This window comes from Streptomyces sp. NPDC004752, assembly GCF_053601275.1.
Genome location: NZ_JBSGBN010000125.1, coordinates 16,791 through 29,089, shown reverse-complemented (window position 1 = coordinate 29,089; position 12,299 = coordinate 16,791). Strand labels below are relative to the sequence as shown.

Genomic DNA, 12,299 nt, shown 5'->3' with positions numbered 1-12,299 from the left:
ACTTCCTGCACAAGCTCTCGACTCGACTCGTCCGTGAGAACCAAACGGTTGTGATCGAGGACCTCACCGTCCGCAACCTGCTGAAGAACGGCAGGTTCGCGCGCGCCGTCTCCGATGCGTCGTGGGCGGAACTGCGTTCCATGCTGGAGTACAAGTGCGCCTGGTACGGGCGCGAACTCGTGGTGGTCGACCGCTGGTTCCCCAGCAGCAAGCTGTGTGGATCCTGCGGCACGGTCCGTGAGAAGCTGCCGCTGAACGTCCGGGAGTGGACGTGCGAGTGCGGGACCACGCACGACCGTGACGTGAACGCCGCGAAGAACATTCTGGCCGCCGGGCTGGCGGCGTCTGCCTGTGGAGACGGTGTAAGACCTCAACGGGAGTCCTCCCGGACGGGGCAGTCGTCGGTGAAGCAGGAAACCCAGCGGGCGACCGCCGGAACCCCCCGCCTTTAAGCGGGGGAGGAAGTCAAGAGCGTGTGCCTTTCCGTCCGTCGTAGGCCGGGTCGAGGGGCGCCGGACGCAGGGCGACCGACGTCATGACGGCGGGAGCCGACGGCTCGGGGAGGTCCCCCGGCCGCCGGCTCTCGTGCGTGTCGCGTAACCCCATCAGTGCTTCGCCACAAGGTCCTTGAGCGCGATGTTGAGCTCCAGGACGTTCACCCGGGGCTCGCCGATGAAGCCGAGGGTGCGGCCGGTGGTGTGGTCCTCGACGAGCCGGTCGACCCGGCCGACCGGTAGGCCGTTCTTCGCGGCGACCCGGTGGATCTGGAGTGCGGCGTAGGCCGGGGAGATGTCCGGGTCCAGGCCGGAGCCGGAGGAGGTGACCGCGTCGGCGGGGACGTCGGCCGGCCGGACGGTGTAGCCGGGCACCGAGTTGTCCTTGACGACCGCGGCCTTGGCGTCCCGTACCTGTTCGATCAGGACCTTGCTGTCGGCGGAGAGGTTGGTGGCACCGGACAGGATCAGCTTGTACTGGGTGTTGAGGCTGTTGGTGCCGAGGCCGTTGGCGGGGCGACCCTGGAACCACTTGAGGTCCGCGTCCGGGGTCTCCTGGCCCTTCTTCAGCGGCAGTTGGTACGACTGCCCGATCAGGGACGAGCCGACGACCTTGCCGTCCGCCTTGATCTCTGAGCCGTTCGCCTTGTCGTGGAACAGTCCCTGGGCGATGCCGGTGACGGCCAGCGGGTAGAGGACACCGGTCACCAGGGTGAGTACGAGAAGGGCGCGCAGGCCCGCCCCGAGCAGCCGGGCGGTGTTCGTTACGGAGTTGCTCATGGCGATCAGCCGATTCCTGGGATGAGGGAGATGATCAGGTCGATGATCTTGATGCCGATGAAGGGGGCGATCAGGCCGCCGATGCCGTAGATCCCGAGGTTGCGGCGGAGCATCCGGTCCGCACTCATCGGCCGGTACCGCACGCCCTTCAGGGACAGCGGTACCAGCGCGATGATGATCAGCGCGTTGAAGATGACCGCGGACAGGATCGCGGAGTCGGGCGAGGACAGCTGCATGATGTTCAGCTTGTCCAGGCCCGGGTAGACCGCCGCGAACAGCGCCGGGATGATCGCGAAGTATTTCGCCACGTCGTTGGCGATGGAGAACGTGGTCAACGCACCCCGGGTGATCAGTAGTTGTTTGCCGATCTCGACGATCTCGATCAGCTTGGTCGGGTTGGAGTCGAGGTCGACCATGTTGCCGGCCTCCTTGGCGGCCGACGTGCCGGTGTTCATCGCCACTCCGACGTCCGCCTGGGCGAGCGCGGGCGCGTCGTTGGTGCCGTCACCGGTCATCGCGACCAGCCTGCCGCCCGCCTGCTCCCGCTTGATGAGGGCCATCTTGTCCTCGGGCGTGGCCTCCGCGAGGAAGTCGTCCACCCCCGCCTCCTCGGCGATCGCCTTGGCGGTCAGCGGGTTGTCCCCGGTGATCATGACGGTTCTGATGCCCATGCGGCGCAGTTCGTCGAACCGCTCCCGCATGCCGTCCTTGACGACGTCCTTGAGATGGATGACGCCCAGAATCCGGGCGCCCGCGGCGTCCTCTACAGCGACGAGCAGGGGGGTGCCACCGGCCCCGGAGATGCCGCTCGCGATCTGGTCGGCGTCGGCGGTGGCCGTGCCGCCCCGCTCCTTGACCCAGGCGATGATCGAACCGGCCGCGCCCTTGCGGATCTTCCGGCCGTCGACGTCCACGCCCGACATCCGGGTCTGCGCGGTGAAGGCGATCCACTCGGCCTGCGCCAGCTCGCCCTGGTGCCGCTCGCGCAGCCCGTACTTCTCCTTCGCCAGCACCACGACGGAGCGGCCCTCGGGCGTCTCGTCGGCCAGCGAGGACAGCTGGGCGGCGTCGGCGAGTTCGGCCGCGGTGGTGCCGTGCACCGGCACGAACTCGGCGGCCTGCCGGTTGCCGAGGGTGATCGTCCCGGTCTTGTCGAGCAGCAGCGTGGAGACGTCACCGGCGGCCTCGACCGCGCGGCCCGACATGGCCAGCACATTGCGCTGCACCAGCCGGTCCATGCCCGCGATACCGATCGCGGACAACAGGGCACCGATGGTCGTAGGGATCAGGCACACCAGCAGGGCGACCAGCACGACCATCGTCAGATGTGTGCCCGCGTAGTCGGCGAGCGGCGGCAGCGTGGCGCACGCCAGCAGGAACACGATCGTCAACGACGCGAGCAGGATGTTCAGGGCGATCTCGTTCGGCGTCTTCTGCCGGGCCGCGCCCTCGACCAGGCCGATCATCCGGTCGATGAACGTCTCCCCCGGCCTCGTCGTGATCTTGATGACGATCCGGTCCGACAGGACCTTCGTCCCGCCCGTGACCGCCGAGCGGTCACCGCCGGACTCACGGATCACCGGAGCCGACTCGCCCGTGATCGCGGACTCGTCCACGGACGCGACGCCCTCGACGACATCGCCGTCACCGGGGATGATGTCCCCGGCCTCGCACACCACCAGGTCGCCGATCCTCAACTCGGTGCCCGGCACCTGCTCTTCACGCCCCGCGTCCAGCCTGCGGGCGACGGTGTCGGTCCTGGCCCTGCGCAGGGTGTCCGCCTGTGCCTTGCCCCGGCCCTCCGCGACCGCCTCCGCCAGATTCGCGAAGATCACGGTGAGCCACAGCCAGGCGCTGATCGCCCAGCCGAACCAGTCCCCGGGGTCCTTGAAGGAGAAGACGGTGGTGAGGAGGGAACCGATCCACACCACGAACATGACGGGCGACTTGACCATCACCCGTGGATCCAGCTTGCGGACGGCGTCCGGCAGGGACGTGATGAGCTGTCCGGGGTCGAAGAGGCCCGCGCCGACACGGCCCTCGGCCGCCTTGTGCCCGGTGGGCACGTCGCTGTGCGGCGCCCTGGTGGGAGTGGCTGTGGACATGGCGTCCTCTGACTTCTCTCTACGGGTGGTCGTCTCGCTACGGTTGGTCGTCTCGCTACGAGTGGACGTCCCTCTACGGGGGGTCCTCACGCCAGCCCCTCGGCGAGCGGGCCCAGCGCCAGGGCCGGGAAGTAGGTGAGACCGGTGATGATCAGGATCGCGCCGACCAGCAGGCCGGCGAACAGAGGTTTCTCGGTCCGCAGGGTGCCCGCGGTGACGGGGACCGGCTGCTGCTCGGCGAGCGAGCCGGCCAGCGCCAGCACGAACACCATCGGCAGGAAACGGCCGAGCAGCATCGCGAGTCCGGTCATGGTGTTGAACCAGTCCGTGTTCGCGTTGAGGCCGGCGAAGGCCGAGCCGTTGTTGTTGGCGGCGGAGGTGAAGGCGTACAGGACCTCGGAGAATCCGTGCGCGCCCGAGTTCAGCATCGAGTGCGGCGGCGTCGGCAGCGCCATGGAGGCCGCCGAGAAGACCAGCACCAGCGCCGGGGTGATCAGGATGTAGACGGCCGCCAGCTTGATCTGACGCGAGCCGATCTTCTTGCCCAGGTACTCGGGTGTGCGGCCGACCATCAGACCGGCGATGAACACCGCGATCACGGCCATGATCAGCATGCCGTAGAGACCGGAGCCGGTGCCACCGGGCGCGATCTCGCCCAGCATCATGCCCAGCATGGTGATGCCGCCGCCGAGGCCGGTGAAGGACGAGTGGAAGGAGTCGACCGCGCCGGTCGAGGTCAGGGTGGTCGACACCGCGAAGATCGACGAGCCGCCGACCCCGAACCGGACCTCCTTGCCCTCCAGCGCCGCGCCCGCCGCCTGGAGCGCCGGGCCGTGGTGGGCGAACTCCGTCCACATCATCAGGGCGACGAAGCCGAGCCAGATGGTGCCCATGGCGGCGAGGATCGCGTACCCCTGCTTCACGGAACCGACCAGCACACCGAAGGTGCGGGTCAACGAGAACGGGATCACCAGGATGAGGAAGATCTCAAGGAGGTTGGTGAAGGGGGTGGGGTTCTCGAAGGGGTGGGCGCTGTTGGCGTTGAAGTAGCCGCCGCCGTTCGTGCCCAGCTCCTTGATGACCTCCTGGGAGGCGACCGCGCCGCCGTTCCACTGCTGCGAGCCGCCCATGAACTGGCCGACCTCGTGGATGCCGGAGAAGTTCTGGATGGCACCGCAGGCCACCAGCACCACCGCGGCGACGACGGCGATCGGGACCAGGATGCGCACCGTGCCCCGCACCAGGTCGGCCCAGAAGTTGCCGATCTCGCCGGTGCGCGCACGGGCGAAGCCCCGCACCAGAGCCACGGCGACGGCGATGCCGACGGCGGCGGAGACGAAGTTCTGCACCGCGAGGCCCGCCGTCTGCACGACATGGCCCATGGTCTGCTCGCCGTAGTACGACTGCCAGTTCGTGTTGGACACGAAGGAGGCGGCCGTGTTGAACGACTGCGCCGGGCTGACGGCGGAGAAACCGAGCGAACCCGGTAGCACACCCTGGAGGCGCTGCAACAGGTACAGGAACAGGACACTGGCCGCGGAGAAGGCCAGCACCCCGCGCAGATAGGCGGGCCAGCGCATTTCCGCGTCGGGGTTGGCGCCGATCCCCTTGTAGATCCACTTCTCGACGCGCAGGTGCTTGTCGGAGGAGTAGACCCGGGCCATATAGGTGCCCAGGGGGATGTAGACCAGCGCGAGCGCGCCTACGAGCGCCAGCAGCTGGAGAATAGCTGCGAGTTGGGGACCCATGGCGTGGCTCAGAACCTCTCCGGGAAGATCAGGGCGAGGACGAGATAACCCAGCAGGGCGACGGCCACGACCAGGCCGACGACGTTTTCGACGGTCACAGCTTCGTCACCCCCCTGGCGACAAGCGCCACCAGCGCGAACACCGCGATCGTGGTGACGACGAAGGCCACATCGGCCATCGCGAACTCCTGAAGTGAGGTTCGACAGATACTGACGCATAGAGGAAAGCGCCTCATTGACCGGATCCGGTCGTGCGTTGACGGCTCTCATACGGCGGCCCGCACGCCTTTGACGGGCCTCATACGGCTGACGGGCCTCTTACGGCGCTCGATCGGCACGGGCGTGTCGGCGGCCCGCAGGCCGCGGCCCGCAGGCCGCGACCCCGGGGCCGGTGACCCGAAGACCGGTGACCCGGAAGCTGGTGCCCCTGAAGCTGGTGAGCCGGCTGCCGTGCCCCGGATCACGGCAGCCGGAAGCGCAGCCGGCAGATCACCGCGCTGGTCTCCCGCCGTACCGCGTGCGCCACGACCGCGCCCCGCTGGTTCTGCAGCAGCCGCTGCCACAGCCGCTCCGGCTCGGTCTCCGGGATCAGCACGGTGACCCGGGTGACCGGTTCCGCCGCGGCGACCTCACGGACGTAGGCGGCGAGGGGACGGCCCAGGGCGCGGCGCTCGGAGGCCAGCCGGACCAGCGGCACGCCGGGGTCCCACTCGGCCCAGGCGCGCTCCAGAGTGCGCAGCTGGGCGCGGTCCTCCGGGTCCGGGTAGCAGACGGTGACCGCGCGGACCTCGTCGCCGAGGGAAGCGGCGGCCGTCAGCGCCTCCGACGTCAGCCGGGACAGGGACGACACCGGCACGATCACGAGCGAGCGTTCACGGTGCGGAGCCTCGGGGATCCGGCCCAGACCGAGGCGCTCCCCGATCCGGCCGTAGGCGCGGTGCACGGCCTCGAAGGCGGCCACGAGCAGCGGCAGGGCGATCACGATGAGCCAGGCGCCCTCGGTGAACTTGCTCAGGGTGACGACCACCGCCGCGACCCCGGTGAGCAGCGCCCCGAACCCGTTGAGCAGCGCCTTGCCGCGCCATCCTGGGCCGCGCTCCAGCCGCCAGTGCCGGACCATGCCGACCTGGGCGAGGGTGAAGCCGACGAAGACGCCGATGGCGAACAGCGGCACCAGGGTGTTGGTGTCGCCTCCGGAGAACACCAGCAGCGCGGCGGAGACCAGGGCGAGGGCGAGCACCCCGTGGCGGTGCACCTGGCGGTCGGCCTTCAGGGCGAAGACATGCGGCAGGTAGTTGTCCCGGGCGAGCAGCTTCAGCAGCACCGGAAGCCCGCCGAAGGAGGTGTTCGCGGACAGCGCCAGCAGGGTCATCGTTGCGAACTGGATGACGTAGAAGGCCCAGTTGTGGCCGAGCGAGGCGTCCGCGAGCTGGGCGAGGACCGTGACGCCCTCGACCGGCTGGAGGTGGAAGCGGGAGATCAGCACCGACAGGCCGATGAGCATCACACCGAGTACGGCGCCGAGGGCCACCTCAGCGCGCTGCGCGCGGCGCACCCGCGGGACGCGGAAGGAGGGGACGGCGTTGGCGATGGCCTCCACCCCGGTCAGGGCCGCACAGCCGGAGGCGAATGCTTTCAGCAACAGCAGGGCACCCACGGTGGTGGCGTTGTCCGCCAGGACCGAGGTGTGTCCGGCCGCGGTCGCCGTGCTCACCGGGTGGGAGCGGAAGAGCCCCACGAGGATCAGCACGAGGATCGAGCCGACGAAGACGACGGTCGGGGCGATGAACGCCTTGGCCGACTCCACGATTCCGCGCAGGTTGACGCCCGTGATCAGGGCGAGCACCGCCAGGCACAGCCACAGCCGGTCGTCGTAGAGGGCGGGGAACGCGGAGGTCAGCGCGGCCACACCGGCCGTGACGGCCACGGCCACGTTCAGGACATAGTCCAGCACCAGCGAGGCGGCGGCCACCAGGCTCGTGCGCGCCCCCAGGTGCGTCTTCGCCACGGCGTAGGAGCCGCCGCCGTCCGGGAACGCCGCGATCACCTGCCGGTAGGAGGCCACCAGTACCGCCAGCAGGGCGGCGATGGCCAGGGTGACCGGCATCGTGAAACCCAGTCCGTGGGCGCCCGCGGCGGCCAGGACGAGCACGATCGCCTCGGGGCCGTACGCCACGGACGCCATGGCGTCCAGCGACAGCGCGGCGAGGCCGGTGACGGCGCCGAGGCGGTGCCGTTCGCCGGTATCGGGTGGTTCCTCGCCGGCGGGTACGGCATCCGGCTCGATGGTCAGGACGGACATGGGTACGTGCTCCTTCTGCCAGGACCGCGCACGCGGGCTGGGGCGTGCGCGGGCGCACCCAGGTTCTGTCCGTTCTGCGCCGTCCGTGGCGGTTCCTTGCGCCTTCTTCGCGCCCGACGGGCCGACCCTGACGGGACCTTGACGGGTGTGTGCCGCGGCCGACCGCCCTCGGCCGCCACCCGGGCCCCGCCACCCGGGATCCGCCACCGGGGCCCCGCAGTCCGCAGTCCGCGGTCGGCGGTCGGCGGTCGGCGGTCCGGGCGACGCGGTCCGCGCTCCACGCGACGCGGTCCGCCGCCTGGGCGCAAGAAACCGCTCGACATCCGTCAGAGCCGCGTCAAGGCGGGACGGCCGCGCCTTTCGGGTCCTTACGGTCGGCGCCATGGGACGCCTTGACGACACCCACCGGAAACCGCCCGACGCGCAGGCCGGCCAAGCCGCCGTGGTGTCGAACCACGCTGAATGGACACGTGAGTTGCGCAGCGCCGTCCGCTGCGCGGGCTTACTGCTCGGCCTGCTGCTCCTGGTCGACCGGGCCGCCGGGCAGATCACCCCCTGGCGCGCCGGGCTCTGGTTCGCCCTCGCCGCACTGCTCTTCGTCGTGCTGTGCCCGGACCGGGTGTCCGCGAGCGGGAACCGGCTGGCCGTGCGCCGGCTGCTGGGCGGGCACCGGGTACGGACGGACCTGCTGGTGTCGGTCCGCTGTCTGGACGGCGTCTCCCAACGGCTCGTGCTGCGCGACTCCCTGGGCGGCCGGGTCGAGATCGACCCCGAGGTGCTGGTGCGCCATCCGCAGCTGTGGTTCCGCCTGGACGAGGGCGCGCGCAAGGCGGCGGCGGACGGTCTGCTGCTGTGCGGGCAGACCGCGCTGCGCCGACTCTCGGTCCGCGTCGAACGCGAGACGGCGCGCGCCGTGTTCACCCTGTCCCGGCTGGAGTAGCGTCCCGGCCGACGCCATGTGCCCGCCGGGACCACCACCCCTCGCCGCCCCCGGCCGGGGGGAAACCCGCCGGGGGGAAACCCCTGGATCTCGCAGACCCACCCTCCCCGGCGGACCAAGAGCCCGGGTCAGGAGCCGGGCCAGGGTCGGCGGTCCCGGCGGGCACGCGCTGACGACGCCGACCGGGTTGGCCGGGCGGGGTTGGCCGGGCCCGGACCGAGCTGGCCGGACCTGTCAGCTCCAGGACTCCGCGAACCGGCGCGCCTCCGGCAGTGACACAAGCATGGTCTGACTACCGCCCGGAGTGTCCTCCGGGGTGAGCGTCCCGTTCATGACCGCTGACGACGCCGACCGACTTGACCGGACCCGAACCGGACTGACCAGACCCGAACCGGACTGACCAGACCCGGATCAGGTTGGCCAGGCAGCCCGGACCGGCCCGGCCCGGCCCGTCAGCTCCAGGACTCCGCGAACCGGCGCGCCTCCGGCAATGACACAAGCATGGTCTGACTACCGCCCGGAGTGTCCTCCGGGGTGAGCGTCCCGTTCATGACCGCTGACGACGCCGACCGACTGGACCGGACCCGAACCGGACTGACCAGACCCGGATCAGGTTGGCCGGACAGCCCGGACCGGGCCGGCCCGGCCCGTCAGCTCCAGGACTCCGCGAACCGGCGCGCCTCCGGCAGTGACACGACCATGGTCAGACCGCCGCCCGGGGTGTCCTCCGGGGTGAGGGTCCCGTTCATGGCCTCGGTCAGGCCCCGGGCGAGGGCCAGACCGAGACCGAGGCCGGTGGTGTTGTCGGTGTCGCCCAACCGCTGGAACGGCTCGAAGAGCCGCTCCCGGCCGTCGGCGGGCAGCCCGGGCCCCCGGTCCACGATCCGCAGCTCCACCCGCCCCGCCAGGGCACTGGCGGTGACCAGCACCGTCTTCCCGGGCGGGCTGTGCCGGGCGGCGTTGCCGACCAGGTTGGCGATCACTCGCTCCAGCAGCGGCGGGTCGGCCAGCACCTCCGGGATCTCCTCCACGTGCGCCACCTCCGCCTGCGGGACGTCCCCCAGCGCCATCGGCAGCACCTCCTCCAGGGAGGTGGCCCGTAGGTTCAGCGTGAGGGCGCCCGCCTCCAGACGGCTGAGGTCGAGCAGGTTCTCCACCAGCCGGTTGAGCTTGGCCATGGACTCGTCGGCGGTGGCGAGGAGTTCGTCGCGGTCCTCCGCCGAGAAGGCGACGTCCCGGCCGCGCAGCGAGGTGACCGCGGCCCAGCCCGCGGCGAGCGGGGTGCGCAGATCGTGGCCGACCGCCCGCAGCAGGGCCGTACGCAGCCGGTCGGCGGCCTTCACCGGCTCCACCTCGGCCGCGGCCTCGGCCAGCCGGGCGCGCTCGACCGCCGAACCCACATGCGCGGCGAACGCGGCCAGCACCCGCCGCTCGGACGACGACAGCATGCGGCCCCGCAGCACCAGGTGGGCGCCGGAACCCGCGGGCACGGCCGTCACCCCGGCCGTGTCGGGCGGCTCGTCCACCAGCACCGCCGACTCCATCCCGAAGGTCTCCCGCGTCCGCTCCAACAGGGCCGGAATGGTCGCCTCGCCGCGCACGATGCTCCCGGCCAGGGACGACATGGTCTCCGCCTCGGCGGTGGCCCGGGCGGAGCGCCGCGACAGCCGCAGGGACCGGTCCACCACCGCGGCCACGGTCGCCGCCACGGTCGCGAACACCGCCAGGGCCAGCACGGCGTTCGGATCGTCGAGGGTGAAGTGCCCGACGGGCGGGATGAACCAGTAGTTCAGCAGCAGGGACGCCGTCACCGACGCGATCAACGCCGAGACCACCCCTCCTATGCAGGCCACACCCACGACGGTGCACAGGAACAGCAGGGCCTCGCTCGTCAGGTTCAGCGTTCCGCGCAGCCGGGTGAGCACGACGGTGAGCAGCACCGGCAGCACAAGACCGGCCACCGGGCCCGCGATCAGCCGGGCGGTCGACAGGGTGCGGCGCCGCGACGGCAGCAGTGTGCCGCGCCCGGCCCGCTCGTGGCTGACCCGGTGGACGTCGATGTCGCCGGACAGCTCGGTCACCGTCTCGCCGGTGCCGGGCCCGGTCAGGACCCGGGCGAACCGGCCGCGGCGGCTGGTGCCGAGCACGAGCTGGGTGGCGTTCTCGGCCCTGGCGAAGTCCACCAGCGCACCGGCCACATCGTCGCCGACGACCGAGTGGTAGCTGCCGCCGAGGTCCTCGACGAGCCTGCGCTGCCGGGCCAGCGAGGCGTGCGACACCCCGGCGGCCAGACCGTCACTGCGGGCCACGTGCACGGCCAGCAGATCGCCGCCGGCCGAGCGGTCGGCGATGCGGGCGGCCCGCCGGATCAGCGTGTCGCCCTCCGGTCCGCCGGTCAGCGCCACGACGACCCGCTCCCGGGTCTCCCAGACCGGGCCGACACCGTCCTGGGAGCGGTACTCCTGGAGCGCCTCGTCCACCCGGTCGGCCACCCACAGCAACGCCAGATGGCGCAGGGCGGTCAGGCTGCCCGGCCGGAAGTACCGGGCGAGCGCCGCGTCGATCTCCTCGGGGGCATGGATGTTGCCGTGCGCCATGCGTCGGCGCAGCCCCTCCGGTGACATGTCGACCAGCTCGATCTGCCAGGCGCGTCGTACGACCTCGTCCGGTACGGTCTCGTGCTGCCGCACCCCGGTGATCTTCTCGGCCACGTCGTTGAGGGACTCCAGGTGCGCGATGTTCAGCGCGGTGACGACGTCGATACCGGCCGCGAGCAACGTCTCGATGTCCTGCCAGCGCTTGGGGTTGCGGCCGTCGCCGGGAATGTTGCTGTGCGCGAACTCGTCGACGATCGCCACCTGCGGCCGGCGGGCGAGGACCGCCGCCAGGTCCATCTCCTCGAACCGTCCGCCGCGATGGGTGCCGGAGATCCGGGGGACGGTCTCCAGTCCGTCGAGCATGGCCTCCGTGTGCGCGCGGCCGTGACACTCCGCGTACCCCACGACCACGCCCGCCCCGCGCGCGGCACGGCGCCGCCCCTCGTCCAGCATCCGGTAGGTCTTGCCGACCCCGGGAGCCGCCCCGAGATACACCTTCAGCCGTCCGGGCCGCACGTCACTCATCGCCGCCGACGCACTCCGCTCACTGATCCAACTTCCCCGTGCAAGGGGCTTGCTCCTCCCCCAAGCAAGCCGCTTCGCGGCACGAGCGGCACGCGTGTTAGCGCTTCCTTGGCACCTCCGGGGACGACCTTGACATCCCCTTGACGCCCCGCCCCACCGCCCGCACACCGAAGCAGCACCGGGCGACGGGGCTCGGTCCCGGCCTGCCGGCTGACGACCCCGGCCCCACAGGTCGTGCGAACCGCTACGCGATCCGTCGGCAGCTCGCGGAGGCGACGTCAGCTGTCTCGTCCCGCGGAGGCGATCACGGCCGAAAGAACCGCGGTCGCCGCAAGGCTCCCCATCATGACCAGCCCCACGCCGACCACGAAGAGGCCGCTGGCATCGTCCGACCAGTCGTAGTAGGCGGCAGCGGTGAGCCCGGCCGTGGTGCCGAGCACGGCGCCGGCGATGTGCCGCCGGGACGCGGCCCAGCACACCGCCACCAGCAGGGTCAGCACCAGCCCGGCCACCTGCCACACCTCGTACGGCCCGGTCGTCGTCCCGTCGGCTCGTACATCACGATCCTGGTCCCAGCCCAGCCAGGCGGCCCACATCGCCGGCGACACCCCGGCGAGCACGAGTATCGACAGCAACTGAAGAAGGGGTCTCCCTTGTCCTTGACGCATGTCCCCAGCGTTTCCGCCGCCCGCGCCACCGGCCAGAGCGCGGGTACTCAACTCCCCCTGAGTACTTCGGCCATGGGCGCGCCGAGTACGACCGAGTGCACGGGTGGGACTGATCCGGCGAGAATCGGACGGACTCGCCGA

At 71.0% G+C, this 12,299-nt stretch carries 10 protein-coding genes; 2 read left to right on the top strand and 8 right to left on the bottom strand.

Going from position 1 to position 12,299, the window contains the following annotated elements; genetic code table 11:
• Positions 1-452: RNA-guided endonuclease TnpB family protein (locus tag ACWEKM_RS36525; protein WP_451625579.1), on the top strand; the 452-nt coding region annotated here is incomplete at its 5' end.
• Positions 453-605: 153 nt separating this feature from the next.
• Here the strand turns inward: ACWEKM_RS36525 and ACWEKM_RS36520 are convergent.
• From ACWEKM_RS36520 to ACWEKM_RS36495, 6 genes are all read right to left on the bottom strand, one after another.
• Complete coding sequence (locus ACWEKM_RS36520; RefSeq protein ID WP_451625578.1) at positions 606-1,274, bottom strand: potassium-transporting ATPase subunit C; 669 nt, start codon at positions 1,272-1,274, stop codon at positions 606-608.
• A gap of 5 nt (positions 1,275-1,279) precedes the next feature.
• A complete protein-coding gene (kdpB, locus tag ACWEKM_RS36515; protein WP_451625577.1) occupies positions 1,280-3,379 on the bottom strand; it encodes a potassium-transporting ATPase subunit KdpB in 2,100 nt (699 codons plus the stop codon).
• A gap of 86 nt (positions 3,380-3,465) precedes the next feature.
• Positions 3,466-5,127 (bottom strand): potassium-transporting ATPase subunit KdpA, encoded by a 1,662-nt coding sequence (gene kdpA / locus ACWEKM_RS36510; RefSeq protein WP_451625576.1) that lies wholly within the window; start codon positions 5,125-5,127, stop codon positions 3,466-3,468.
• A gap of 8 nt (positions 5,128-5,135) precedes the next feature.
• Positions 5,136-5,225: a K(+)-transporting ATPase subunit F gene (gene kdpF, locus ACWEKM_RS36505; protein ID WP_037770757.1), complete on the bottom strand. Its 90-nt coding sequence runs from the start codon at positions 5,223-5,225 to the stop codon at positions 5,136-5,138.
• Positions 5,222-5,362 (bottom strand): hypothetical protein, encoded by a 141-nt coding sequence (locus tag ACWEKM_RS36500; protein ID WP_451625575.1) that lies wholly within the window; start codon positions 5,360-5,362, stop codon positions 5,222-5,224. The genes kdpF and ACWEKM_RS36500 overlap by 4 nt, the downstream gene beginning before the upstream one ends.
• Positions 5,363-5,586: 224 nt before the next feature.
• Complete coding sequence (locus ACWEKM_RS36495) at positions 5,587-7,428, bottom strand: APC family permease (protein ID WP_451625574.1); 1,842 nt, start codon at positions 7,426-7,428, stop codon at positions 5,587-5,589.
• A 382-nt stretch (positions 7,429-7,810) separates the two neighbouring features.
• Here ACWEKM_RS36495 and ACWEKM_RS36490 point away from each other — a divergent pair, with 382 nt between their 5' ends.
• Entirely contained in the window at positions 7,811-8,368 is a 558-nt protein-coding gene (locus tag ACWEKM_RS36490) for a hypothetical protein (RefSeq protein WP_451625573.1), read from the top strand.
• A 650-nt stretch (positions 8,369-9,018) separates the two neighbouring features.
• On the opposite strand, the gene ACWEKM_RS36485 is transcribed toward ACWEKM_RS36490, so the two are convergent.
• Together ACWEKM_RS36485 and ACWEKM_RS36480 are read right to left on the bottom strand one after the other, a co-directional pair.
• Positions 9,019-11,490: an ATP-binding protein gene (locus ACWEKM_RS36485; RefSeq protein ID WP_451625572.1), complete on the bottom strand. Its 2,472-nt coding sequence runs from the start codon at positions 11,488-11,490 to the stop codon at positions 9,019-9,021.
• A 278-nt stretch (positions 11,491-11,768) separates the two neighbouring features.
• Positions 11,769-12,158, bottom strand: a complete 390-nt coding sequence (locus ACWEKM_RS36480; protein ID WP_451625571.1) for a hypothetical protein — start codon at positions 12,156-12,158, stop codon at positions 11,769-11,771.
• Between the last annotated feature and the right edge of the window lie 141 nt (positions 12,159-12,299).

What these genes read in the sequence shown, in the direction of transcription:
- ACWEKM_RS36490 (WP_451625573.1), top strand. Translation starts at nt 7,811, where the DNA reads ATGGGACGCCTTGACGACACCCACCGGAAACCGCCCGACGCGCAGGCC.
- ACWEKM_RS36500 (WP_451625575.1), bottom strand. Translation starts at nt 5,362, where the DNA reads ATGAGGCGCTTTCCTCTATGCGTCAGTATCTGTCGAACCTCACTTCAG.
- ACWEKM_RS36495 (WP_451625574.1), bottom strand. Translation starts at nt 7,428, where the DNA reads ATGTCCGTCCTGACCATCGAGCCGGATGCCGTACCCGCCGGCGAGGAA.
- ACWEKM_RS36520 (WP_451625578.1), bottom strand. Translation starts at nt 1,274, where the DNA reads ATGAGCAACTCCGTAACGAACACCGCCCGGCTGCTCGGGGCGGGCCTG.
- ACWEKM_RS36480 (WP_451625571.1), bottom strand. Translation starts at nt 12,158, where the DNA reads ATGCGTCAAGGACAAGGGAGACCCCTTCTTCAGTTGCTGTCGATACTC.
- ACWEKM_RS36485 (WP_451625572.1), bottom strand. Translation starts at nt 11,490, where the DNA reads ATGAGTGACGTGCGGCCCGGACGGCTGAAGGTGTATCTCGGGGCGGCT.
- kdpB (WP_451625577.1), bottom strand. Translation starts at nt 3,379, where the DNA reads ATGTCCACAGCCACTCCCACCAGGGCGCCGCACAGCGACGTGCCCACC.
- kdpA (WP_451625576.1), bottom strand. Translation starts at nt 5,127, where the DNA reads ATGGGTCCCCAACTCGCAGCTATTCTCCAGCTGCTGGCGCTCGTAGGC.